The organism is Chromobacterium sp. (assembly GCF_041912965.1).
GTDB lineage: Bacteria > Pseudomonadota > Gammaproteobacteria > Burkholderiales > Chromobacteriaceae > Chromobacterium > Chromobacterium aquaticum.
In genome coordinates, this window is the sequence record NZ_JAYSGF010000021.1 from 13,993 (window position 1) to 37,722 (window position 23,730).

General features: G+C 62.0%; 19 protein-coding genes and 1 pseudogene. 9 read left to right on the forward strand and 11 right to left on the reverse strand.

What is annotated here, in order from left to right:
• Positions 1-73 precede the first annotated feature (73 nt).
• The 5 genes from ACE3QM_RS12675 to ACE3QM_RS12695 form a co-directional block, all read right to left on the reverse strand.
• On the reverse strand, positions 74-1,210 hold the full coding sequence (locus ACE3QM_RS12675) for a helix-turn-helix domain-containing protein (protein ID WP_374422321.1): 1,137 nt from the start codon (positions 1,208-1,210) through the stop codon (positions 74-76).
• Complete coding sequence (locus tag ACE3QM_RS12680) at positions 1,194-1,808, reverse strand: hypothetical protein (RefSeq protein ID WP_374422322.1); 615 nt, start codon at positions 1,806-1,808, stop codon at positions 1,194-1,196. The genes ACE3QM_RS12675 and ACE3QM_RS12680 overlap by 17 nt, the downstream gene beginning before the upstream one ends.
• Positions 1,809-2,486: 678 nt before the next feature.
• Positions 2,487-3,398 (reverse strand): hypothetical protein, encoded by a 912-nt coding sequence (locus ACE3QM_RS12685; RefSeq protein WP_374422324.1) that lies wholly within the window; start codon positions 3,396-3,398, stop codon positions 2,487-2,489.
• Positions 3,399-3,795: 397 nt separating this feature from the next.
• A complete protein-coding gene (locus ACE3QM_RS12690; RefSeq protein WP_231462582.1) occupies positions 3,796-4,272 on the reverse strand; it encodes a peptidylprolyl isomerase in 477 nt (158 codons plus the stop codon).
• A 181-nt stretch (positions 4,273-4,453) separates the two neighbouring features.
• The gene (locus ACE3QM_RS12695) at positions 4,454-4,981 is read right to left on the reverse strand and encodes a hypothetical protein (RefSeq protein WP_374422327.1); all 528 of its coding nucleotides are present in this window, start codon (positions 4,979-4,981) and stop codon (positions 4,454-4,456) included.
• A 537-nt stretch (positions 4,982-5,518) separates the two neighbouring features.
• Between ACE3QM_RS12695 and ACE3QM_RS12700 the strand changes: the two genes are divergently transcribed.
• On the forward strand, positions 5,519-7,168 hold the full coding sequence (locus ACE3QM_RS12700) for a methyl-accepting chemotaxis protein (RefSeq protein WP_374422329.1): 1,650 nt from the start codon (positions 5,519-5,521) through the stop codon (positions 7,166-7,168).
• 268 nt (positions 7,169-7,436) lie between these two features.
• Positions 7,437-7,982: a hypothetical protein gene (locus ACE3QM_RS12705; protein ID WP_374422330.1), complete on the forward strand. Its 546-nt coding sequence runs from the start codon at positions 7,437-7,439 to the stop codon at positions 7,980-7,982.
• A gap of 46 nt (positions 7,983-8,028) precedes the next feature.
• On the opposite strand, the gene ACE3QM_RS12710 is transcribed toward ACE3QM_RS12705, so the two are convergent.
• The 5 genes from ACE3QM_RS12710 to ACE3QM_RS12730 form a co-directional block, all read right to left on the reverse strand.
• Positions 8,029-9,729, reverse strand: a complete 1,701-nt coding sequence (locus ACE3QM_RS12710) for an ABC transporter ATP-binding protein (RefSeq protein WP_374422332.1) — start codon at positions 9,727-9,729, stop codon at positions 8,029-8,031.
• Between the two features lie 17 nt (positions 9,730-9,746).
• Positions 9,747-10,811 carry an ABC transporter permease gene (locus tag ACE3QM_RS12715; RefSeq protein ID WP_374422334.1) on the reverse strand — a complete coding sequence of 355 codons (1,065 nt, stop codon included), beginning with the start codon at positions 10,809-10,811 and terminating at the stop codon, positions 9,747-9,749.
• 16 nt (positions 10,812-10,827) lie between these two features.
• Positions 10,828-11,769: an ABC transporter permease gene (locus tag ACE3QM_RS12720; RefSeq protein ID WP_048411275.1), complete on the reverse strand. Its 942-nt coding sequence runs from the start codon at positions 11,767-11,769 to the stop codon at positions 10,828-10,830.
• Positions 11,770-11,817: 48 nt separating this feature from the next.
• Positions 11,818-13,623: an ABC transporter substrate-binding protein gene (locus ACE3QM_RS12725; protein WP_374422337.1), complete on the reverse strand. Its 1,806-nt coding sequence runs from the start codon at positions 13,621-13,623 to the stop codon at positions 11,818-11,820.
• A gap of 211 nt (positions 13,624-13,834) precedes the next feature.
• On the reverse strand, positions 13,835-14,668 hold the full coding sequence (locus ACE3QM_RS12730; RefSeq protein ID WP_374422340.1) for an SDR family NAD(P)-dependent oxidoreductase: 834 nt from the start codon (positions 14,666-14,668) through the stop codon (positions 13,835-13,837).
• 240 nt (positions 14,669-14,908) lie between these two features.
• Between ACE3QM_RS12730 and ACE3QM_RS12735 the strand changes: the two are divergent.
• From ACE3QM_RS12735 to ACE3QM_RS12750, 4 genes and pseudogenes are all read left to right on the forward strand, one after another.
• Positions 14,909-15,157 (forward strand): annotated as a pseudogene (locus ACE3QM_RS12735) (exodeoxyribonuclease VII small subunit); the annotation flags it as partial.
• Complete coding sequence (locus tag ACE3QM_RS12740; protein ID WP_374422342.1) at positions 15,147-16,043, forward strand: polyprenyl synthetase family protein; 897 nt, start codon at positions 15,147-15,149, stop codon at positions 16,041-16,043. The pseudogene ACE3QM_RS12735 and the gene ACE3QM_RS12740, both read left to right, overlap by 11 nt.
• Before the next feature lie 14 nt (positions 16,044-16,057).
• A complete protein-coding gene (dxs, locus tag ACE3QM_RS12745) occupies positions 16,058-17,908 on the forward strand; it encodes a 1-deoxy-D-xylulose-5-phosphate synthase (protein ID WP_231462087.1) in 1,851 nt (616 codons plus the stop codon).
• 211 nt (positions 17,909-18,119) lie between these two features.
• Positions 18,120-18,929: a hypothetical protein gene (locus ACE3QM_RS12750; protein ID WP_374422345.1), complete on the forward strand. Its 810-nt coding sequence runs from the start codon at positions 18,120-18,122 to the stop codon at positions 18,927-18,929.
• Positions 18,930-19,025: 96 nt separating this feature from the next.
• On the opposite strand, the gene ACE3QM_RS12755 is transcribed toward ACE3QM_RS12750, so the two are convergent.
• Positions 19,026-19,808 (reverse strand): alpha/beta fold hydrolase, encoded by a 783-nt coding sequence (locus ACE3QM_RS12755; protein WP_231462084.1) that lies wholly within the window; start codon positions 19,806-19,808, stop codon positions 19,026-19,028.
• A gap of 209 nt (positions 19,809-20,017) precedes the next feature.
• On the opposite strand from ACE3QM_RS12755, the gene dsbD reads away from it, so the two are divergent.
• The 3 genes from dsbD to ACE3QM_RS12770 all read left to right on the forward strand — a co-directional run bounded on the left by dsbD (position 20,018) and on the right by ACE3QM_RS12770 (position 23,711).
• Complete coding sequence (gene dsbD, locus ACE3QM_RS12760) at positions 20,018-21,814, forward strand: protein-disulfide reductase DsbD (RefSeq protein ID WP_374422348.1); 1,797 nt, start codon at positions 20,018-20,020, stop codon at positions 21,812-21,814.
• An 89-nt stretch (positions 21,815-21,903) separates the two neighbouring features.
• Entirely contained in the window at positions 21,904-23,010 is a 1,107-nt protein-coding gene (locus tag ACE3QM_RS12765; RefSeq protein ID WP_048411267.1) for an AI-2E family transporter, read from the forward strand.
• A gap of 77 nt (positions 23,011-23,087) precedes the next feature.
• The gene (locus ACE3QM_RS12770; RefSeq protein ID WP_374422350.1) at positions 23,088-23,711 is read left to right on the forward strand and encodes a LysE family translocator; all 624 of its coding nucleotides are present in this window, start codon (positions 23,088-23,090) and stop codon (positions 23,709-23,711) included.
• The last annotated feature ends 19 nt before the right edge of the window (positions 23,712-23,730 follow it).

The window sequence follows — 23,730 nt, forward strand, 5'->3', positions numbered from 1 at the left end:
CCGGTCCGGAGACTTCTGCAACAATGCCATTGTTGACCCTAAAATAAAAGCCCGAATAATCGGGCTTTTAAAATTACTGATTTTGCTTTGCTTTTATTATCTCAAGTAAATCTATAATCTTTTGCCTGTTTTTTGTTGTTGGCTTTTTTGTGCGAGGCACACCAGTTAGCTTTTCGAGCAGATTAGGATTGATGCCGACTTGACTAGCGAAGTACTCTGCATTAATTTCTTCTTCTTCCAGTAGTGCCTGGAATGCATTCTCAAGTAATTCTGGCTGCTCCATGGCTACGGCTTCATCGTATTTCTCAATTTTTTTCTGCGTGCTTCTGGATAAATAAATTTGTGCAACACGATATTGTGTTGCATCGATCAAACCCAGATGGTGGTGTGCACGATAAAGAATGGCAGCAACACTAATTTTGTACTTTAACTTCAATTGATAGAGTGTAGTCCAGTTTAATTTTTTGTCCCTTGGAAATTCGACAACAAAAGCACTGCGTGGAAATAAGAAAGCAGCGGCAAAATGGTTCGCTTGAGACTCGGTGTCGTGATCTCCGGTCTCAATTCCCTGATGCATTACCAAATGACCAATTTCATGACCGATGTCGAATCTACTTCGACAACCGCTTCCTTTGCTGGTACTCATTACAATCAAAGGTCTACGCCGACTAACAGAAAGTGCATCTACCTTCTCTGATACACCTTCAAAGTGAGTCACCACCGCACCGGCATTCTCTGCCACCCTCACCATGTTCACGATAGGAGCGGTTACGCCGAGCCCCCAATGCTTGCGACAGCGTTCAGCCGCCTGCTCAACGTCCAATCGTGAGTTGACCGGAATTTCGGGGAAGTCCACTTCCGGCAGGTCAAGGTACTCCTCAAGCTTGCTGACAGTTTCACTGAACAGCGTGCCCCTCGCCAGTACTTGCTGGGTAATTTTGGCGGGAGTGGTGCGCTGCTTTCTGAAATGACATTGTTGCTCCACAACGTCCTCAGCGATAGGTGTAAAGAAAAAGCTGGGATCAACCTCCAGCTGTTCGCTCAATACGTTCACCATCAGTTCGTTGGGAGTTTTGATGCCAGATTCTAGTTGGTGCATGAACTGGCGAGAACTGGATGCCCTTGCGCCAAGCTCCGCATGGGTTAGACCATGAAACAAACGCGCCAGGCGTAGCCTGGCGGGTTGAAACAGGTTAGTGTGTGTCTCCATTTGCTGTTTTCTTCTGCTTTTTCCGTTTTCCACTTACCTTCGCAGCACCAAGCTCTACGCCGCTTTCTTCTGGCAAGTGGATCGGTGCAATCGCCGGGATTGGGGCGTCGCTGGTTGCATCAATGCTGCTTACAACATGTCCATTGGGCTGGACGGCAGCAAATATTACACGTTCAGTCACTCCTGTGGCATCTGTTTCGGCAGCAAAAAGAAAGATCAGGTCTTGATGTGCTGGAACAGCCCCTAGGTCTAGGTTGAACTGCTGCCGTTGTGAGAATTTCTCCTCAATGAACTTGTTTTTGGGTTTTTTGCTATCGCCACGATAGAACCTGAATGGAACGCTACCGATTGCTCCAACGTAGTGGATGCTGGAATCAATGGTGGACAACCACTCGTATCCTTTTGTGCCAGCTGCTCCGAGTAATCGTTGCCATGCCCAAGAAAACTCTCGGCAGCTGCTAGACCAGCCTGTATCGCCAGCTTTAGAGTTGTGTTCGAGTCTTGCGCCATTGCGCGCATCTTTGATGATCTTGCCGATTAGTCGAACACGATCAAGTTCTAAGTCTGGATGAAGGTTACACGGGCTCTGGTCGCTCATGAGGTCTAGTGGCTCTATGGGTTGCTCATGCCCTTATTATGTATTTTTTCTTAGATTTGTCAACCCAACAAAATAAATGCAACCTATTTTTACTTTGTTAGCTTTAACTGACACGTAATAAATCTTGCCTGCCCTGTGACTTACATGGCGGACAAAAATCGCCATTGCGACTTTTGCTTTGAACCACCGATGCGTGCAGTCTATGTCGGACCGGGTTGGTACAACCCTGAGGCGTGCCGGTTTCGTGTAGCGAGTCGACTAAGCCTGTTTTGGCCTATCACCGTTTGCTTGCGGCACCGCTGGTATTGGTACTGTAACCGACTCGACCGCACACGCTGACGTCTGGGAGGCCTTGATGGTTGGCTCCGCGAAAAGACCGCTTAGGATCGGTAGCGGCCTTCCTCGACAATCGATCCAAAATCCTCAAGGGCTGATTTCGAGACTCAGAGTAACTACTTCTAGGCTTACCCCCACAACTTCAGCCCACCAAACAAGCACCTGCAATAGCGAAACAGGGCGGATCATCATGTCGTCAACAAGCAAAGACAGGCCCTACTAGCAAGGCCTCCAACAAGCGCTTCCATCGGGATTCAGGGTGTAAAACAGGCCTCCATAAGCATCGGAGCAAAGCGGGACGTTACCTCCAATGTCTCGCCCCACCCTCTCACAACAACACCCTCACTCCCCCCGCCCAAGCCGCCCCAACATCTCCCGCCACAGCTCTTGGTACACCGGGTTGCTGGCGCCTTCGCCATGTCCGGGGTTGTTGGCGTTGGGCCGGCGGATCGGCTTGTCCAGCGCGAACTGGTGGTCTGGCGGGATGCGCATCGCGTTGTAGGAAAGGCGAATGAGATCGGCAAAGCGTTCCTGCACGTGATAGGTGCCGAATAGCCTGTCCGGTGGCGTGGCGCCGGGGGAGGAATACCAGGCGGCGATGCGTTGGTTGGCGCGCAGGTCCCAGCCGCCGGAAAAGTCGATCACGCCTCTGACGGCCACGCGCTTGGCGATATAGGCGGCCATGCCGCCGCCTTGGGATTGGCCGGCCAGCACGATCTTGCTCCAGTTTATGGCTTGCTGGTTCAGGTATTGCTCCCAGTGGCCTTGCGGGTCGGTCTTGGACAGGTAGCGCAGCAGGGCGGTCAGCCGATAGACAATGGCGTCCTTGGGCTGGTCCTGGATCAGCGTGGTGGTATTTTCTCCAAAGGCGCGCTTCCGGCGCAGTTGCTCCGCGCAGTCTGGCTTGCTTGTCAGCACCGGCCGGGTGCAGACCTGGGAAATGGCCGGGGTGTCGATGTAGGACAGGATGATGAAGCGGTAGCCCTGGGCCAGCGCGGTGTCGATGAAGGCCTGTTCGCCCACCACGGTGCGGGTGGTTTCGCCGCCGGTTCCGGGCAGGAAAACCAGCAGCGGCGCCTGTCCGCCCTTCTCCGCTGAAAAAACGATGTGCGGCCCGCTGTTCACCACGATCCCGCCATCGGTGTCCGCCGGGGGCACATCCTTGCGGACAACGTCCGCCCATGCCGCCGTGGCGATGTTGAGCAGCAGCGCCGCCGCAACCAGCTTGCAAATCCTATCGGCCAAGACTGTCATTGCATTCCTCAGAACCTGTTTACGATCTGCTGCGCGTCGGCGATACCGCGTTGAAACCGAGCTCAAAATGCTCATGTACCACGAGTACATTCCGCTTTTTCGCCCGTTTTCGCCTTGTCTCGCCTTAGCTCGCGAGATCGTAAACAGGTTCTCACATCTTAAATGAGTGGATTGAATTGCCCCGACTACCTGGACTTGCATGAGCCCTTGGCTAGTTTGCTCAGACTCTACTCGCGATGCCCGGTGCGCGAAAGCGCGGCGAGCACGCATGGCCACCGCGGCACAATCTCCAAACCGGCTTGACCGCTGGCCGGCCGCCAAACCTTGGGCGATGGGATGCAGGCAAAACAAAACCCTCCCGGCTGGGGAGGGTTTGGCGTGTACCGGGCGGGTGGTATCAGTGCTGATGCCCGTGCTCGCCATGCACATGCTGGTGAGCAATTTCCTCTGCGGTTGCCGCGCGCACGTCGACAACTTTGACCACGAAGCGCAGGGCTTTGCCGCACAGCGGGTGGTTGCCGTCCAGCAAGACGGTGGGGCCTTTGATCTTGGTGACGAAGTAGTAGCGCGGTTCGCCATCCGGGCCGAAGCGCTGGATCTGTCCGCCTACCTTGATGCCGGGCGGGAAGTCGGCCTTGGGCATGGTGGTGACCAGGGCTTCGTCGCGCGCGCCGAAGGTGTCTTCGGTCGCCAGTTCCAGCGTGGTTTGAAAGCCGGCTTCCTGGCCTTCAAGCGCGGCTTCCAGCTTGGCGAACAGGTTGTCGTAATCGCCATGCAGGTAGGAGACGGGCTTTTTGCCATCGTCGTAAACCAGGCCCTGGCTGTCGGTGACTTTCATGCGCAGGGTGACGGCGGTGTTGGCGGTGATTTTCATGGCGGGCAATAGCAAAAAAATGGAAGCCGGAAGGTTGGCAGTTCAGTGGCGGGGTGTCAACTGAATCGCCCCGCGTTTGTTTGGCGCGTCTGGGCTTGGAGCCGCCGCCGCGTCCGGAAGCGGCTTCAAGGGAGGCGTTTTCAACGCCGTATCGTCGATTCGGGCAGATCGTAAACAGGTTCTAAGCCCCCAGCCGCGCGAAAAAGTCCCGATACACCTCCGCTTCGCTCACCTGCTTGGTGCGGGAATCGCCATTGCTGTCCCAGATGGTGCGCTGGAAACGGGCGCGCAGCCAGACGCCCTGGCCGCCAGCGGCCGGGCGCAGGGTGATCAGCGCTTCCAGGCTTTGGTGGTCCGGTTTGCCGGGCAGGCCCATTTTCATTTTCAAAAGGCCGCGCAGCACTTCCCGGCTGGTGCTGACCAGTTTTTCATGGCGTTCGGCGCGCAGCAGGGAGAAGTCCGCGTCTTCTTCCAGCCGGCCGTAACCCATCGCCGCCAAGGCCTTGCCGCCGGCGCGCAGCGCTTGCGCCACGGTGGCGCCGCGCCAGTAGAAATCGCGGGCGTTCTGATAGGCGGCGTTTTCGGCGGCGTCCAATTCCACCCGCACCTGGGTGGAGCTGTAGCGCAGTATGCGGCCGCCATCGCCCACCACTTGTTCCTTTTCCGCCGCGCAAACGGCGGCGCTCAGGCTCAGCGCCGTCAGCGTCATGGCGAAGGCGGCGCGGCCGCGCCGGGCGTCAAACGCGCCACGGCGTGACGCTGGGCGTTGTTTTAAGCGCAACAGGAGATGCAAGCAGGATGTTTTCATCGCGTCCGTATTATTTTGACATTTGAAAACTTTAACACAGACATTATGGCGTTTAAATTGCCAACAGCATGACTGCTGTCCTTGTCGGCGCCCTGCCCGGCCATGGGCCCGGTAACGTCCGCGCCGGCCCGGACATACACCCTATGTTCCCACTTTGCGATGCAAAAATAACCATTAGGACTATCGGTGCGGCGTGAATTATGATTGGGCCCATTCAATGAACGTCGCACCGCTTCCGCCTCCGTCACGAGGAGGGGCGCTGGCATTGAAACACTCCGTCGCACCGGCCTGTGGGCCCATTCCTGATGTTCCAGAATCCCGGCCCCGGCTGGAGTTCGTGCCAGCATGAAGCGCTGCGTCTTCACACATTGATGCAATCGCCAATTCATATGCGTTTGCTATGAAAAAAGATGAATATCAGCGCCAATGGGGGGCATTATGTTAAGTCAATTCACGATCGGGCAGCGCATCGCCGCGCTGGCGGGCAGTCTGCTGTTTGCAGTGGCTCTGGTGGGCGGTTCCGGCTGGTGGTCGTTGAACCAGATGGATGGCGAGCTGACCTCGCTGTTTGACCAGAAAATCGCGTTCCGTTATCAGATGAACGCCATGCAAAGCAGCATGCTGCACATCCGCCAGGATGAGAAGAACATCTTCATCAGCATCGGCAATCCGGACAACTCGGACCAGAGCATCCAGACCAACAAGCAGTTGCTGGACAAGCATATCGCCGAGTTCAAGAACCAGGCCTCCACCGCCAAGTCCATGGCCATGGCGGCGGATCATCAGAGAACCTTCGACAGCATGCTGACCGGCCTGTCCGGCTATGAGCAGGGCATGAACGGGCTGTACCAGAAGATCGCCAGCGGCGAGATCAGCCGGGCCAATGTCGGCGACGAGGGCATCACCCCGTTCAAGCCCAAGCTGTACGAGGCGCGCGACGCGCTCAACAGCCTGAGCAAGCTGGCGGACGATTCCGCGCAGGCCGCGGAGGACGCGCTGGCGGTCAGCATGAAGAATACCCGCAATATGATGCTGACCATCCTGGTGCTGGCGCTGGTGGTGGGCGTAGGCCTGGCTTTCGCCATCGTCCGCTCCATCACCCGCCCCTTGCAGGCGATGCAGCAGACCATGCGCCACGCGGCGGAACAAAACGATTTGACGGTGTCGGTGGATCAGACCGGCCGCGACGAGGTCAGCGAAACCGGCCGCGCGCTAGCGCAGTTGCTGGGCAATCTGCGCGCCTTCCTGCGCCAGACCCGCGACGACGCCAAGCAGGTGAACGACACCGCCCACGCCTTGTCCGGGGTGTCCAAGCGCATTGCCGAGGCGTCCCAGGTGCAAACCGACGCCTCTTCGTCCACCGCCGCCGCGGTGGAAGAGATGACGGTGAGCATCAACCTGGTGGCCGAGCACGCGGTGGAAATGGCCGGCGAGGCCAAGAGCAGCATGAACGAGGCGGTGAGCGGCAGCGATGTGGCCGGCCAGGCGGCGCAGCAGATGTCGGAAATCGCCAGTGTGATCAGCCGTTCCGAAACCATCATCATCGGCCTGAACCAGCGTTCCGATGAGATCGGCAATATCGTGGACGTGATCCACGACATCGCCGAGCAGACCAATCTGCTGGCCTTGAACGCGGCCATCGAGGCGGCGCGCGCCGGCGAAACCGGCCGCGGCTTCGCGGTGGTGGCGGACGAGGTGCGCAAGCTGGCGGAGCGCACCGCTCAGGCCACCGGCGAGATCTCGGAAAAAATCAAGGCGGTGCAAGGCGACACCACCACGGCGGTGGCCAGCATGCGCGAAGCCACCGAGCGGGTGGAAGCCGGCGTGGCGCTGAGCGGCACGCTGTCGGAACGCCTGGCGCAGATCCGTGTGCTGTCCACGCGCTTGCTGGAGAAAACCAGCGAGATCGCGGAGGCGATGCGCGAGCAGAGCACCGCCAGCAACGAGGCGGCCAAGAACGTGGAGCGCATTGCCAATATGGGCACGGAAAACGGCTTGTCGGTGGAGGAATCCTCCGCCATGGCGCAGCAGTTGTCCGGCCTGGCGCATGGGCTGGATGCGGCGATCAACCGCTTCCGCGCGGATTGAGATAAAAAGCGTCGCGCTTGAGCAGCTTCCATCAGGTCTAGCTTCTCCATCATGAGGGCGCGTCCGGCTTGGTCCGGGCGCGCCCGCAGAACGTGTTTACAATCTCGCGAGCAAGAGCGAGACAAGGCGAAAACGAGCGAAAAAGCGGAATGTACAAGTGGTACATGAGCATTTTGAGGGCGTTTTCAACGCTGTATCGCCGAAGCGCAGCAGATCGTAAACAGGTTCTCATGCCACAATCCAGGTTTTCGCCCGCCCTCTTCTTCCCATGTCCGTCCTCGAGCCGCTGTACGCGCCGTTCGCCTCCTCTGCCGCCGTGCTGCTGTGGCCGGCGCTATTCCTGCTGCTGAGCCGCCAACTGCGCCGCCGCGCCTGGTTCTGGCCCTATGTGGCGCTGTCGCTGCCGGGCACGGTGCTGCACGAGCTGTGCCATTTCCTGGTGGGCTGGCTGCTGCGGGCGCGCCCCAGCCGCTTCAGCGTGTGGCCGCGCCGCAACGGCCGGCAGCTGACGCTGGGCCAGGTGGGCTTCAGCCGGCTGACGTGGTGGAACGCGCTGCCCATCGGCATCGCGCCCTTGCTGTTGCTGCCGCTGGGCTGGGGCCTGCTGGCGCTGGCGGCGCGCGGGCCGTGGCTGAGCCCGGCGGCGGCCGGCCTGGGCTTTCTGGCGGCGCAGTGCTGGGACGGCTGCCTGCCCAGCAGCACGGACTTAAGCCACGCCGGACGCTCCGCGCTGGCTTACGGCGCGCTGCTCTGTGCGCTGTTTGGCGCTTACGCGCTGCTGCACTACGGTTTCCGCGCGCTGGCGGGGCAATAAAAAACCGCCGGGAGACCGGCGGTTCTTAACTGAAGAAAACGCGGACTCAAGCCGGCGCCATCCCCATCCAGCCCTGCGGGATGGACTCCAACAGCTTGCGGGTATAGCTCTGCTGCGGTTCGCGGTAGATCTGGTCCGCGTCCGCCTGCTCCACCACTTCGCCCTTGTTCATCACCATCACCTGGTCGGAGATATGCTTCACCACCGCCAGATCGTGCGAGATGAACAGATAGGACAGGCCGTATTCGTCCTGCAGGTCTTGCAGCAGGTTCAGCACTTGCGCCTGCACCGACACGTCCAGCGCCGACACCGATTCGTCGCAGATCAGCACTTCCGGCTTCAAGGTCAGGCAGCGCGCAATCGCGATGCGCTGACGCTGGCCGCCGGAAAATTCGTGCGGATATTTCTGCAGCGCTCCGGCCGGCATCCCTACTTTGTCCAGCAGCTCCTGCGCCAGCTTGCGCCGCTCGCCGCCATCGCGGCCGATGCCATGCAGCTGCATCGGTTCGCTCAGGATCTGTTCCACGGTGAAGCGCGGGTTCAGCGAGGCATAGGGGTTTTGGAAGATGATCTGAATGCGGCGCTTGTAGGCATGGAAGGCCTTGGCGTCCATGCCCAGCAGGTCCTGGCCGTGGAACAGCGCCTGACCGCCGCTGGCCTGGTGCAGCCGCACCAGGGTCATCCCGACGGTGGTCTTGCCGGAGCCGGATTCGCCGACGATGCCCAGGGTTTTACCCTTGGCCAGCTTGAAAGACACGTCCTTGACCGCGTGGAACTGGCGCTTGCCGAACAGGCCTTCGCGCACGTCGAAGGATTTGCTCAGCCCGCGCACGTCCAGGATGATTTCGTCGTCGTCCCGGTAGCCGCGCTCGCGCTGCGGCGGTTCCACGTAGCCGCCCGGCCGCAGGAAGTCGTCGATCACCGCCAGCCGCTGCGGCCGCCGGTCCAGGTGCGGGCGGCAGGCCAGCAGCGCCTTGGTGTAGGCGTCCTGCGGCGCGTCGAAGATTTGCTGCACGCTGCCCTGTTCGCGGATTTCACCGTGACGCATGACGATGACTTCATCGGCGAACTCGCCCACCACGCCCAGGTCGTGGGTGATGAACAGCACCGCCATATCGTGCTTCTTCTGCAGATCGGCGATCAGTTGCAGGATCTGCTTCTGAATGGTCACGTCCAGCGCGGTGGTGGGTTCGTCGGCAATCAGCAGCTTGGGTTCGCAGGCGATGGCCATCGCGATCATCACCCGCTGCTGCTGGCCGCCGGACAGTTGGTGCGGGTAGCTGTCCACCTTGCTTTCCGGTTCCGGCAGGCCCACTTCGCGCAATAGTTCGATCGCGCGCCGGCGCGCGGCGCGGCGGCCCAGCTTGGCGTGCAGCATCAAGGCTTCCATGATCTGCTCGCCGACGCTGAACACCGGGTTCAACGAGCTCATCGGCTCCTGGAAGATCATCGCGATGTCCTTGCCGCGCAGCGCGCGCATCTCGGCGCCGCTGGCGCGCAACAGGTCGCGCCCGTGCAGCAGGATCTGGCTGTCCGGGTGGATTTGGGCGTGCTGCGGCGACAGCAGGCGCATGATGGCCATCGAGGTCACCGATTTGCCGGAGCCGGATTCGCCCACCAAGGCGACGGTGCGCTTGGCCGGGATGTCGAAGCTGACGCCCTTGAGCGCCTGGAATTCGCCGCCGTTCTCCTGGCGGAACGCCACTTTGAGATTGCGCACCGACAGCAGGGTCTGGTTCTGGGTCATGGTCTGTTCTCCCCCTCTCACTTCACTGCCGCGCGCGGGTCCAGCGCGTCGCGCAGCGCATCGGTCAACATGCTGAAAGCGGTGACCAGGGTGGACATGAACAGCACCACCATGGCCAGTTGCCACCAGAAGCCTTGCAGCAGTTCTTCCGGCACTTCCGCCAGCATCGAGCCCCAGCTCACCTGGCGCACATCCACGCCGAAGCCGAGGAAGGACAGGATCACTTCATACTTGATCAGGCCCACCATCAGCAGGGAGAACTGCACCAGCAGCAGATGGGAGATATTGGGCAGGATGTGGATGAACATGCGCCGGCTGTGGCTGGCGCCGATCGCATCCGCCGCCTGCACGTACTCGCGCGAGCGGTTCTTGATGAACTCGGCGCGCACCAGGCGGAAGGTGCCGGTCCAGCTGGTCAGCGACAGCACCAGGATGACGGTGGCGATGCCGCGGCCGGCCACGGCGGCGAAGGCGAGCAGCAGCAGCATGTCCGGCACCGAGGTGAACACACTGTAGAACCACATCAGGAAATCGTCCACCTTGCGGCCGAAATAGCCGGCCATCGCGCCCAGCGTGCTGCCGATCAGGATGGACAGCAAGGCGCCGAAGAAGCCGACCAACAGCGAGGTGGCGGTACCCTTGATCACTTTGTCCAGAATGTTGCGGCCGCGCTGGTCCGCGCCGAAGGGCAGCGATTCCACTTTCTTCACTTCCGGCTGGGCATACTCGGCGGCATGCGGGCGCGCGGCTTCCATCCAGTCGTGGATGGGGTCTTCCGACGGTTTCAAGCGCTCGGTGGGCACAATGGCGGTGGAGGCCGCGCCGCTGGTGGTCGGGGTTTCCTGCTGGCGGTATTTCTCCAGCAGCAAGGTCGGCGGCGCGTAGGAGGCGGCGATTTCGTCGTTCCAGCCGCGGCCGGCCAGGTTGAGCCAGCCGGCGGCGGCCAGCAGCATGAAAGCCACCACCACCCACAGCGAGAAGAAGCCGATGCGGTCGCGCTTCAGGCGTTGCCAGCCCAGCGCCCACAGGCTGCGCGAGGGGGCGGCCGGCGCGGCGCCGGCGGTATTTTGCAATGTCGTCATGTCTTGTGCTCCGCGCTTACTTGAGTTGCACGCGTGGATCGATCCACTTGTAGATGATGTCGGCCAGCAGGTTGAACACCATGGCGGCGCCGGCGATGGTCACGGTAATGGCCTTGATCACCGGGAAATCGCTCTTGTCCACCGCCATCAGCAGTTCATTGCCCATGCCGGGAATGCCGAAGAAGCGCTCCAGCAGCATCGAGCCCAGCACCAGGAAGGGCAAGGACATCATCACCGCGGTGACCACCGGGATCAGCGCGTTGCGCAGCACATGCTTGAACAGCACGGTTTTTTCCGACAGGCCCTTGGCGCGCGCGGTGCGCACATAGTCGTGGCCCAGCTCTTCCACCACGAAGCTGCGGTAGAAACGCACATTGGGCGCCAGCGACACCAGCATGCCCAGGATCAGCGGCAGCGGCACGTAGATCAGCAGGCTGCGCAGCAGGCTGTCGTCGTCCCAGCCCATCACCGGGAACCAGTCCAGTTTGAAGGCCAGCAGGTATTGGCCGACGATGATGTAGGCCAGCGAGCTGACCGACATCGCCACGGTGCAGATCAGCGTCACCATGCGGTCGGTCAGCGTGCCGCGGTAGTAAGCCACGGCGATGGCGATGGGCAGCGCGGTCAGCAGTTCGAACACCAGCAAGGTGCCGGTCAGCGTCAGCGAGGGACCGATGCGCGAGGCCAGCGTGGCGGTGACCGATTGCTGGGTGGACCAGGAGGTGCCGAAGTCGAAGGTGGCCACTTGCTTGACGAAGAGCCAGAACTGCTGCGGCAGGCTCAGGTCCAGGCCCAGCTGGGCGCGGATATTGGCCATGATTTCCGGCGTCAGGCGTTTGCCGGCCAGGATGTAGGTGGGGTCTCCGCCCACCCAGTTGAATAGCACGAACACCAGCAGCATGACGCCGAACATCGTCGGCACCATCTGCCAGATCCGGCGGATGATGAAATTGAACATCTGCTTCTCCAGAATATAGCGGCGCGGCTGCGCCCCGGATCAAGATAGTTAGCGGCGCTTGCTCAGGTCGATGTCGACATAACGCCAGGACGCCCCTATCGTGGCCAGCGGATGCGGTTTGTAACCCTTGAGATAGTCGTGGCTGACGACGTTTTCGAAGCGGGTCACGCCCAACACATAGGGCTGATAGGCGGCGGCCACCCGATTCATGCGGTCGAACAGCGCGTCGCGCTCAGGGCCGTTGGGCAGCACTTGCGATGCTTCATAAGCCTTGTCGAACTCCGGCCGGCTGAAGAACGGCAGGTTGGCGATGCCAATCTGCTTGCTCCACAAGCCGGTGACGAAGTCGTCGCCGTCCGGAATGGCGGCGGAACCGCCCAAGGACCACATCTGCACCTTGCCGGCATAGGCGGCCTTGAGGTTTTCGTTCCACTTGGCCACTTTGAAGGTGACGCGCAGCTTGATGCTGTCGAAAGCCTTCTGCCAGATCTGGTTGAACTGCTTGTCGAATGCGCTGCCCTGGGTGGACTGGGTGATCAGCAGCGGCTGACCGTTGGGCTGGCGGCGGTAGCCGTCCGGGCCGATCTTGTAGCCGGCCTGGTCCAGCAAGGCATTGGCCAGCGCCGGATCGAAGTCCGTCGCGCCGTGGAAGCGCGGATCGTTGCCCACCATGTTCAGGGGCACCAGATTCTGCAACTGGATGGCTTGGCCGCTGTACAGCAGCTTGATCACTTCCTGGCTGGGGTAGGCCATGGCGATGGCGCGGCGCAGCGCGATCTTTTGCTTGCTATAACCACCCACCACCGGGTCGCGCATATTGAAGAAGGCGTAAGTCAGGTCCATGCCCAGATTGTGATGCAGGCGGATGCCGCGCTGCGCCAGCGTCGGGTTGAGGCTGGCCTGGAAAGGATTGGCCTCGCTGCTGTGCACGGTGGACGGAATCGCGGACTTGGGCACGCCGATGTAGTCGATCTGCTTGTTGAGGAAGGACAGCCAGCGCGGCTGTTCTTCTTCTATCACCTTGATATCGATGCGGCCGATGACCGGCAGGGTCTTGCCGCGCAGTTGATCGGCGATTTCGCGGTCCTGCGGCGGCGCGTCGGCGGCCGGCTCGTCGGTGAACACTTCCTTGCGATAGCCGGGGTTGGCTTCCAGGATGATGCGGTTGCCCGGCTTCCATTCCTTCAGCACGAACGGCCCGGTGCCCACCGGGTGGGCATTGGTGTTGCTGTCGTAGGCTTCAATCACCTCGCGCGCCACCGCGCCGCTGAATTTGGCGGCCACGGTGTAGAGGAAGTTGTAATTGGGCTTTTTCAGCGTCAGCTGCAGGGTGTAGCGGTCCAGCGCCTTGATGCCATCGATGGGCTTGTCGTAATCGAAGCGCCCTTTCTTGCTGGCGGCGCTGCCCGCCTCCGCCAGCCCCAGCACGTAGTCGGTATAGGAGGTGGCGTTGGGCGAGCTGACCTTGGGATCGGCGAAACGCTTGATGCTGTAGGCGTAGTCCGCCGCGGTCAGCTCGCGCTTCCTGCCCTTGAAGGCCGGATCGTCGGCGAAGTAGATGCCGGGCCGGATTTTGAAAGTGAAGACCTTGCCGTCCGCCGATATTTCCGGCAGCGCCTGAGCGGTGCCGGGTTTGAGCTTGAGCGGCCGCGCCAGATAGTCGTACCTGAGCAGGTTGTCGAAGATGTTCTCGATCACGCCCAGCGAATAGATGTCACTCATCTTGGCCGGGTCGAAGCCGGTCTCGGGCGCCAGGAAGGACACCTTCAGCGTCTTGGTCATATCGGCCGCCTGCGCGGACGCGAACAGGCCCGCCCCCGCCAGCAGCAGGGGCAGCCATTTCCAGCGATTCATCTCGCTTACTCCTTTGTGTCACGGAGCCGGGAATCCCGGCATCTCAATATTTGTTATGCCTGCTCCGACATGAGCAAATGCCATGAGCAAGTGCCGTGACTGTAAAGCGAATCGCCAGACTAGATCAACAAGAAACTATCAAAATGTCATCTAAGAAAAAACATGACTATGAATAGAAAAACTCATGCTAAGCCAAAGACTTGGCCGTGCATCAGGTCGCCGCGCGCAAGGCCCAGTCAAAACAACGGGTTGGCAACAGACGCCGCAGCCACCAGTACAGCTTGGTGGGGAAAGTCACCCGATAGCGCGCCGCCGGCTTGGCCGCGGTGATGGCGCGGTATACCGCCTCCGCCACCGCGCTGGCCGGCAAGGTGAACGGCGCGGCGTGGCCCTCTTTCTTCAGCCGCGCCAGCTGCTGCTGATAGGCGTCGCGGTGACAGCTGGCGTCGATGTCCACGTTCGTCAGGAAGCGCGCCAGCGCATTGGGGCGGAAGCGGCTTTCTATCGGCCCCGGCTCCACCAGCGACACATGGATGTCGCTGCCGTGCAACTCGTGGCGCAGGGTGTCGCACAAGCCTTCCATCGCGAACTTGCTGGCGTTGTAAGCGCCGCGCCAGCGCATGGCGGCGAAACCGAGGATGGAGCTATTGAACACGATGCGGCCATGGCCCTGGGCGCGCATCACCTTGAGCGCGGCGTTGCTCAGTTCCCAGGGGCCGAACAAATTGGTCTCGAACTGCTCGCGCATCGCGGCGCGGCTGATGTCCTCCACCGCGCCGGGCTGGCCAAAGCCTGCATTGTTGAACAAGGCGTCCAGGCGGCCGCCGGCCAGCTCCAGCGCCTGGGCCAAACCGGCGTGTATGGAACCGGTATCGTTCACATCCAGCTGGATGCAAGTCATGCCCTCGCTGCGCAGGCGCTCCACGTCGGCGGCGGCGCGGCAGCTGGCGATCACGCGCCAGCCGCGCTGGGCCAGGATGATGGCGGTGTGATAGCCGATGCCGCTGGAGCAGCCGGTAATGAGTATCGATGCTTGAGATTGCATGCTGGCCCCTGTCGTTTTCTATTGGCGACACCCTACCGCAAATGCGGACGACGGGGAATTGTCCGCTAGGCGCGTTCCCTTCCTGGACGATTACCATTCCAACCGCGTCCCGGCTTGCCAAAAGCGCTCAATCGCCTCTGTCGCCACACCGGGAAATTGGACTAGAATGACGGCCTTAAAGAGCCGCCCGCGCCCACGCGACACCAATAGAAAACGCACGGCCCGGCCACCACAAAGCACAATAAGGAAAACGCCATGGCTAAAGCCAGCAAAGCGCCGGCCAGTTTCGAAACCGCACTGGCCCAACTGGAAGACATCATCCAGGCGATGGAAAGCGGCGACATGCCGCTGGAAACGGCGCTCGGCTCCTACAAGCAGGGCATAGAATTGATCAAGTTCTGCCAAGGCAAATTGGCCGACGCGGAACAGCAGCTGAAAATACTGGAAAACAACGAACTCAAAGCACTGGAATTGTCCAATGGCCAATAAACCGTTCATGGCCTGGATGACCGAGATCCAGCAGCAAGTGGAAGGCGCGCTGGAACGCCTGCTGCCCTCCGGCCAGCACACGCCGCAAAAGCTGCACGAGGCGATGCGCTATGTCAGCCTGGGCGGCGGCAAGCGGGTGCGGCCGCTGCTGGCCTTCGCCGCCGGCGAACTGGTGGGCGCCAGCTCCGACAATCTGGCCCGCGTGGCCGCGGCGGTGGAAATGGTCCACGTCTATTCCCTGGTGCACGACGACATGCCCTGCATGGACGACGATGTGCTGCGCCGCGGCAAGCCCACCTGCCACGTGGCTTACGACGAGGCCACCGCGCTCCTAGTGGGCGACGCGTTGCAAACCCTGGCTTTCGACGTGCTCTCCACGCCGATGGCCGGGGTGGAAGCCCGCGCGCAGCTGGCGATGACGCACACGCTGGCGCGCGCCGCCGGCCACGCCGGCATGGCCGGCGGCCAGGCCATAGACCTGGCCAGCGTGGGCAAGGCGCTGAACCAGCCGGAACTGGAATACATGCATTTACTGAAGACCGGCGCGCTGATACGCGCGTCGGTGCTGCTGGGCGCCATGGCCGGCCGGCCGCTGAGCGAGAACGAAACCGCCCGCCTGGACGTGTTCGCCAAGCGCATGGGCCTGGCCTTCCAGGTGGTGGACGATGTGCTGGACTGCGAGGCGGATACCGCCACGCTGGGCAAGACCGCCGGCAAGGACGCCGCCCACGACAAGCCCACCTATGTCAGCCTGATGGGGCTGGCCGAAGCCAAGCAGTTTGCCCGCGACTTACGCGACGAGGCTTTTGCCGCGCTGGAAGGATTTGGCGATTCCGCCCAACGATTGAAAGAACTGGCCGACTACATCGTCGCGCGCTCGTTCTGAAGAAGCTGAAAACTATGTACCCCTTGCTCGAGACCATTCAAAGCCCTGCCGACCTGCGCAAGCTGTCGCGCCAGCAGCTCACGCCGCTGGCCACGGAACTGCGCGACTTCCTGGTGGAAAGCGTCAGCAAGACCGGCGGCCACTTCGCCTCCAACCTGGGCAGCATCGAGCTGACCATCGCGCTGCACTATGTGTTCAACACCCCGGACGACCGCCTGGTGTGGGACGTGGGCCACCAGACCTACCCGCACAAAATCCTGACCGGCCGCCGCGAGCGCATGGGCAGCATGCGCCAGAAAGGCGGCCTGGCCGGCTTTCCCAAGCGCGACGAATCGGAATACGACACCTTCGGCGTCGGCCATTCCTCCACTTCCATAGGCGCGGCGCTGGGCATGGCGGTGGCGGCCAAGACCCAGGGCATAGAGCGCAAATGCGTGGCCATCATCGGCGACGGTTCGATGACCGCCGGTCAGGCCTTCGAGGCGCTCAACAACGCCGGCGCGATGGACACCGATCTATTGGTGGTGCTCAACGACAACGAGATGTCGATCTCCCCCAATGTCGGCGCGCTGAACAACTACCTGGCCAAGCTGATGTCCGGCCGCTTCTACGCGGCGATGCGCGAAGGCTCCAGCAAGGTGCTGGGCATCGCCCCGCCGTTGAAGGAGATCGCCAGCAAGGTGGAAGAGCACGTCAAGGGCTTCTTCACCCCGGGCACCTTGTTCGAGGAATTCGGCTTCAACTACATCGGCCCGATCGACGGCCACGATGTGGACGTGCTGGTGGACACCCTGAGCAATATCCGCAGCCTCAAGGGCCCGCAGTTCCTGCACATCGTCACCAAGAAGGGCCACGGCTACAAGCTGGCGGAAAGCGACCCGGTCAAATACCACGGCGTCACCAAGTTCGACCCCAGCAACGGCCTGGCCAGCGGCAAGGGCGGCGGCAAGCCGCAATACACCCAGGTGTTCGGCGACTGGATCTGCGACATGGCCAAGCGCGACCCGCGCCTGATCGGCATCACCCCGGCGATGCGCGAGGGCTCCGGCCTGGTGCGCTTCGAGCAGGAGCACCCGGACCGTTATCACGATGTGGCCATCGCCGAGCAGCACGCGGTCACCTTCGCCGCCGGCCTGGCCTGTGACGGCGCCAAACCGGTGGTGGCGATCTACTCCACCTTCCTGCAGCGCGCATACGATCAACTGATCCACGATGTGGCGCTGCAGAACCTGCCGGTGCTGTTCGCCATCGACCGCGCCGGCCTGGTGGGCGCGGACGGCCCCACCCACGCGGGCGCCTTCGATCTGTCCTTCCTGCGCTGCATCCCCAATCTGACGGTGATGGCGCCATCGGACGAGGACGAATGCCGCCAGATGCTGTACACCGGCTTCATGCTGAACAGCCCAGCCGCGGTGCGCTACCCGCGCGGCACCGGCCCCGGCGCCGAGATCCAGGCCGAGATGACGGCGTTGCCGCTGGGCAAGGGCCGGCTGCGCCGCGAAGGCGAAAAGGTGGCCATCCTCGCCTTCGGCAGCATGGTGACCCCGGCCCTGGCCGCCGCCGAGGCGCTGAACGCCACCGTGGCCGACATGCGCTTCGTCAAGCCGCTGGACGCGGAACTGGTATGCCGGCTGGCGGAAAGCCACGATCTGATCATCACCGTGGAGGAAAACGTGGTGATGGGCGGCGCCGGCTCGGCTTGCCTGGAAGCAATGCAGGCGATGGGCATCCTCAAGCCGGTATTGCAGCTGGGCCTGCCGGATGATTACGTCGAGCACGGCGATCCGGCCGGCATGCTGGCCGATTGCGGCCTGGACGCCGCCGGCATCGAGCGTAGCGTGCGCCAGCGGCTGGCGATGCTGTAAGAAGGTTTGTCGTCCAACTTCAACGCCCGGCTCCGCCGGGCGTTTTGCTTTGACGACGCGAGCCCACCCGCCCAACGCCACGAACGGCCTGCCGCCCCCCCTGCCCTACACGACATGCTCAGCATTTGTCAGCTGCGCCAATTTGCCAATGACATAGAATTGATTCGGTGCGCGACACCGCCGCGTCATTCAACTTCCATGGAGTCATTCAATGTCAAATAATTGGGATTATATTGCCGAGTTTAAGCATGATATCGATGAACTGCTGGAGAAGATCAGACAGCGCACCGATGAATTATCGCGGGCCAATCATCACATCATCGCCGCCGTAGCCGACGAGAAAGAAAATCCGGCCAAGGGCGTGGTGTTTTATGCGCCGGCCAACCAGGGCAATATCCAGAAGAACAATGCCGGCTGGCAGAAACTCTATATTGAGGCCAAGCCCAAAGGCGACGATCAGGCCGCCTACAACGCAGAACTATTCGACAAGATTCGCAACAAACTGAACAACTTGTCGCCGTCCGAGGCTTTCGGCGCCAAGCTCTTGCTGTCGGACAGCAAGGAGGGCAAGGCCACCATCACCCTGTTCTATCCCACCACCTACATCAAACCACCCATTCCGCATACTCCCTGGCTATACACCTGCGACTTCGAGCGCTATATCGAAAACGTGGCCGACAAGCTGAACTTCGCCCTGAATCACATCGACCCCAGCTTCTCCCTGCTCGCTTACTCCGACGAGGATGGCTCTGACGCCAAAGGCGTCATTTATCACAAACTGGGACTGGCCAACCCCGAGCTAGCTCATGTCGGCCATGCTTGGGCACTGAAAACCTACTCCACCGAGGCCGACGGCAAGTCCCAAGCCACCTACAAGGCCGAGCTGTTCGACAAGATCAAGACCGACCTGAACTCCCTGCCGGAACAGCATCTGCTGTTGGCACAGCTGTTCTTGACCGACCGCTCCGGAGGCAGGGCCCATATCGCCCTGCTTTACCCGCAAGAAATCCGTCCCATCTAGCCCGCCTAGAAGCGGCAGCGCTTCGCCGCTCAAACGCAAGCAGCAGTCAAAACGGAAGCCCGCGGGCTTCCGTTTTTTGCGCCGCCGGATCCCGGCTCAGGCCTCCAGCAGGTCCAGTATCCTCCGCGCCGTTTCCACCGGCCGTTCCAGCGGAAACAGATGGCTGCCCTGCTGCATCTGCACCTCGATATTGAAGTGCTTGCGCATGAAGCGCAGATCCGCCGGCTTCAATACATCCGAACCGGTGCCGGCGATAAAAGTCGCCGGCACTTTCAATTGACCGCGATAACGCGGAAAATCATGCGGCAGCGCGCAGTAGATTTCATGCTCGATCTGCGGACGGAACTTGAGCTTGCGTCCGCCCTGGCCGTCGTCCACCGTGCCATGCTCGGCGTAGTCGGCCAGGCAGTCCGGGTCGAAACGGGCGAACATGGACTTGCGGGCGAAGTAGTCGTGAACCATGGCCACCGACGCCCAGTTGTCGCGCCGCTTCAGGGTATTGCCGCCCGGGGTGACGCGATCGATGAAGCCCAGCTTCTTGGCCAGCCAGATGCCGCGCGAGCGGAACGGCCCCATCAGCGGCGAATCCAGGATCACGATGCGTTTGAACAGCTCCGGTCGGCGCAAGGCGGCGTAGAACATCAGGAAGCCGCCCAGCGAATGGCCGACGCCAACCACCGGCCCCTGGCTGTGGGCTTCGATATGGGCGATGGTTTCCTCCACCAGGTGCGGCCAGCAATCGGTGACCGGATAGCGGGGATCGTGGCCGATGGCGTCGAGGAAACCCACCTGGTGGCGTTCGCCCAGCGTGGCCAGGAACTTGCGGTAAACCGAGGCTGGAAAACTGTTGGCATGAGCAAAATGAATCGTTTCTCGCATGATGTCTGGTGTCGCACCCTAGTTTTTATATAAATATTCTATCTTACCGTTTGCCCGTGAATTGAATTTAATGCATATTGTTTTCGCATAGCAAGATGCGGTCGCGACCAAAACCGCCGCCTTCCGCGCCCCGCCCGGCCGCCACGGAACCAATGCCTGTGCGCGCCGGTCATTCAAACGCTAACGACCATAAACCATAGAGTCATCCCGTGCCAATCAACTTATCGCTACTCTCATCCCGAATCGTGGGCTTGCTCGCGATCTCGCTGGCCTGCCTGGGCTTGAGCCTGCCCGCGCACGCCATCAACCAGGACGACCTGCTGCCGGCCGAGCAAGCCTTCGCCGCCAAGGTGGAACGCGTCGGCGACCAGCTCAAGCTGACGCTGGACGTGGCCCCCGGCTACTACCTGTACCGCGCCCGCACCCAGATCAGCAGCCAGCCGGCCAATCGGGTGGGAGCGCCGCAATTCCCGGCCGGCAAGGAAAAGAACGACCAGTACTTCGGCAAGCAGACCGTGTTTCTCGGCAAGAACGTGGTGACCGTGCCCCTGCAGCCCAACGCGCCGGCCGAGTTCGAGCTGCAGGTCAAGCTGCAAGGCTGCGCCGACGCCGGCGTCTGCTACCCGCCCTACACCCACAAGCTCAAGGTGGGCGGCACGCCGGCCGCCGGCGGCAAGCTGGGCGAATGGCTGTCGGAGGCCTCCCCGCAGGGAAAGTCCCCGGCCGGCAACAATGAGCTGGCAGCCCAGGGTTGGCTGACCACATTGGGCACCTTTCTGCTGGCGGGCATAGGCATGGCCTTCACCGCCTGCATGTATCCGCTGCTGCCCATCGTTTCCTCATTGATTGCCGGCCAGGGCGCAACACTGACCCGTCGCCGCGGCTTCCTGTTGTCCTTCACCTATGTGCAAGGCCTGGCGCTGACGTACACCTTGGTCGGCGTCATCGCCGGCCTCACCGGCTCGCTGCTGACGGTATGGCTGCAACAGCCGGCGGTGGTGCTGAGCGCCAGCGCGCTGATGGTGGTGTTCGCGCTGTCCATGTTCGATCTGTTCACCATCCAGCTGCCGTCGGCGCTGCAATCTCGGCTGGCCGACACCTCCAATCATCTGTCCGGCGGCAAGTTCGCCACCGTGTTCGCGATGGGCGCGCTGTCCGCGCTGATCATCGGTCCCTGTGTCGCGCCGCCGCTGGCGCTGGCGCTGGGCTATATCGGCAGCACCGGCGACGCCGCGCTGGGCGGCGCGGCGCTGTACGCGATGGCGCTGGGCCTGGGCCTGCCGCTGATCCTGATCGGCACTTTCGGCGGCCATGTATTGCCGCGCGCCGGCGGCTGGATGAAAACCGTCAAGGCCGGCTTCGGCGTGGTGATGCTGGGCCTGGCCATCTGGCTGGCCGCGCCCTTCCTGCCGGGCGCGCTGGTGATGCTGCTGTGGGCCTTGCTGCTGATAGGCAGCGCGGTGTCGTTGGGCGCGCTGGAAGCGCTGCCTGGCAACGCCGGCGCGCCGCGACGGCTGGGCAAGGCCGCCGGCGTGGCGCTGCTGTTGATAGGCGCCGCGCAATTGGCCGGCCTGCTGGCCGGCGCCGACAATCCGCGCTATCCGCTGCGCTGGCTGGGTCAAGGCCAGGCGGAGGCCCGCGCCGAGGCCGTGTTCCAGCCCGCTGCCAGCAACGCACAGCTGGACGCCTTGCTGGCCAAGGCCAAGGCGGACGGCAAGCCGCTGCTGCTGGACTTCTACGCGGACTGGTGCGTGTCCTGCAAGGAGATGGAGGCGGAAACCTTCCCGGACCCGGCGGTCAGCCGCCAGATGCAGGGCTATCTGCTGGTCAAGGCCGATGTCACCGCCAATAACGCCGAGCACCAGGCGCTGCTCAAGCGCTTCGGTCTGTTCGGCCCACCCGGCATCATCCTGTTCGACAAGCTGGGCCAGGAGGCGGACCGCGTGGTCGGCTTCACGCCGGCGGCGGCCTTCGCCAAGACCCTGGCCGCGACGAACCCGCAATAGCCGCAAGCGCCAATTGCATTCAGCTCCATTGCATTGCAGAATCAGCGGGCCGATCCAGATCGGCCCGTTTTTCATTTTCCGAGAGCCCCATGGCCATCAATAAAGCGTTCCCCAATGTCAGCATTCTGGCGGTGTTCCAGATCGCCATCATCGCCCTGCTGGTGATGTCTTGCCTGCGCGTGATCCAACCGTTCCTGGGCGCCCTGACCTGGGCCTCCATCATCGCCATTTCCGCCTGGCCGCTGCATTGCCGGCTACGGCAAAAACTGGGCGAGCGCCACAAGCTGGCCGCCCTGCTCATCGTGCTGGCGCTGGCGCTGGCGCTGGCGATTCCCATCGGCCTGATGGCGCTGACGCTGGCGGACACCCTGCCCCATCTGTCCGGCCTCACTCACGACCTGACCCAGCTGACCCTGCCCAATGCGCCGGCCTGGCTGGCCAATATCCCGGTGGTGGGCGAAAGCCTGCAAAAGCTGTGGGGCAGCGTGCAGGCCGACCTGCCCGGCTTCTTCGAAAAAATCCGCCCGGCGGTGAACCAGGGCGCGCTGTGGCTATTGTCCGGCGGCGCCAATCTCAGCCTGAGCCTGCTGGAAATCGTCTTGGCCATCATCGTGTCCGGCCTGCTGCTGATCAACGGCGACCGGCTGTGGGACATGGTGGAGCTGATCGTGATCAAGCTGGGCGGCGCACCGGCCGGCGAGCTGCCGGACGTGATCGCCCGCACCATACGCAGCGTCACCACCGGGGTGGTGGGCACCGCGCTGGCGCAGACCATTCTGTGCGTGATCGGCCTCTTGATCGCAGGCGTGCCCGGCGCACTGGTGCTGGGCTTCCTCTGCTTCATCGTCGCGGTGGCGCAGATGCCGACGCTGATCGTCTGGCTGCCGGCCGCCGCCTGGGTGTTTTACACCGGCAACACCGGCCTGGGCATCTTTCTGCTGGTCTGGGGCTTTTTGCTGATCAACACCATAGACAACATCCTGAAGCCCTTGCTGATCAGCCAGGGCGCGCAGATGCCGCTGTCGCTGATTTTCCTCGGCGTGATCGGCGGCCTGATCGCCTGGGGGGTGATAGGCTTGTTCATCGGCCCCACCCTGCTGGCGGTGGCGCTGACCATGCTGCGCCACTGGCTGCGGCCGGAGTGCCCGGAGCCCAAGAACGCAGATGAAGACTGCGCGGAACAGACCGCCGATTAAGCGCGTGCAGACCATCCCGCGAGCAAGAGCGAGACCTTGAACAGGCTCAAAGCCGCTGCAACAGGAGAATCCCGACCATGACCCTCGCCACCCTGCTCGCCTTCGCCTTCATCATGGCCGTGGGCATTCTCACGCCGGGGCCCACGGTCTTGCTGGCGCTGAGCAATGGTTCCCGCTTCGGCTTGCGCTACGCGCTGTACGGCATGCTGGGCGCGGTATTGGCCGACTTGCTGCTGGTGCTGTTGGTGGGCCTGGGTTTCGGCGCGCTGCTGGCGGCATCGGAAACCCTGTTTCTGATCGTCAAATGGCTGGGCGTGGCCTTTCTCGCCTATGTCGGCCTGCAAATGCTGCGCGCCAAAAGCGGGCTAGCCTCGGTTGATGACGCCGCGCGCCAGCCCTCGCGCTGGGCCGCCGTCGCCAAGAGCTTTTCCGTGGCCATGGGCAACCCCAAGTATTATTTCTTCATGTCCGCGCTGCTGCCGCAGTTCGTCGCGCCAGCCGAGGCCCAGCTGCCCCAGTACCTGGCCTTGGCCACCGTGATCGTGGCGATAGACGTGCTGGCGATGAGCGGCTACGCGCTGCTGGGCGCGAAATCGCTGCAGCTGTGGCGGGAAAACGGCGTGAAGTGGCTGAACCGCGTCAGCGGCGGCGCCTTGCTGGCCTTGGCGGGGTCGATCGCGCTGTACCGCAGGAGCGCTTGAGCAACCAATGCAATAAACA

Coding starts and splice junctions, on each gene's coding strand:
- ACE3QM_RS12710 (WP_374422332.1), bottom strand. CDS start 9,729: ATGACCCAGAACCAGACCCTGCTGTCGGTGCGCAATCTCAAAGTGGCG.
- ACE3QM_RS12765 (WP_048411267.1), top strand. CDS start 21,904: ATGGCCATCAATAAAGCGTTCCCCAATGTCAGCATTCTGGCGGTGTTC.
- ACE3QM_RS12740 (WP_374422342.1), top strand. CDS start 15,147: ATGGCCAATAAACCGTTCATGGCCTGGATGACCGAGATCCAGCAGCAA.
- ACE3QM_RS12705 (WP_374422330.1), top strand. CDS start 7,437: ATGTCCGTCCTCGAGCCGCTGTACGCGCCGTTCGCCTCCTCTGCCGCC.
- ACE3QM_RS12690 (WP_231462582.1), bottom strand. CDS start 4,272: ATGAAAATCACCGCCAACACCGCCGTCACCCTGCGCATGAAAGTCACC.
- ACE3QM_RS12675 (WP_374422321.1), bottom strand. CDS start 1,210: ATGGAGACACACACTAACCTGTTTCAACCCGCCAGGCTACGCCTGGCG.
- ACE3QM_RS12720 (WP_048411275.1), bottom strand. CDS start 11,769: ATGTTCAATTTCATCATCCGCCGGATCTGGCAGATGGTGCCGACGATG.
- ACE3QM_RS12750 (WP_374422345.1), top strand. CDS start 18,120: ATGTCAAATAATTGGGATTATATTGCCGAGTTTAAGCATGATATCGAT.
- ACE3QM_RS12730 (WP_374422340.1), bottom strand. CDS start 14,668: ATGCAATCTCAAGCATCGATACTCATTACCGGCTGCTCCAGCGGCATC.
- ACE3QM_RS12770 (WP_374422350.1), top strand. CDS start 23,088: ATGACCCTCGCCACCCTGCTCGCCTTCGCCTTCATCATGGCCGTGGGC.
- ACE3QM_RS12695 (WP_374422327.1), bottom strand. CDS start 4,981: ATGACGCTGACGGCGCTGAGCCTGAGCGCCGCCGTTTGCGCGGCGGAA.
- dxs (WP_231462087.1), top strand. CDS start 16,058: ATGTACCCCTTGCTCGAGACCATTCAAAGCCCTGCCGACCTGCGCAAG.
- ACE3QM_RS12685 (WP_374422324.1), bottom strand. CDS start 3,398: ATGACAGTCTTGGCCGATAGGATTTGCAAGCTGGTTGCGGCGGCGCTG.
- ACE3QM_RS12715 (WP_374422334.1), bottom strand. CDS start 10,811: ATGACGACATTGCAAAATACCGCCGGCGCCGCGCCGGCCGCCCCCTCG.
- ACE3QM_RS12725 (WP_374422337.1), bottom strand. CDS start 13,623: ATGAATCGCTGGAAATGGCTGCCCCTGCTGCTGGCGGGGGCGGGCCTG.
- ACE3QM_RS12700 (WP_374422329.1), top strand. CDS start 5,519: ATGTTAAGTCAATTCACGATCGGGCAGCGCATCGCCGCGCTGGCGGGC.
- ACE3QM_RS12680 (WP_374422322.1), bottom strand. CDS start 1,808: ATGAGCGACCAGAGCCCGTGTAACCTTCATCCAGACTTAGAACTTGAT.
- ACE3QM_RS12755 (WP_231462084.1), bottom strand. CDS start 19,808: ATGCGAGAAACGATTCATTTTGCTCATGCCAACAGTTTTCCAGCCTCG.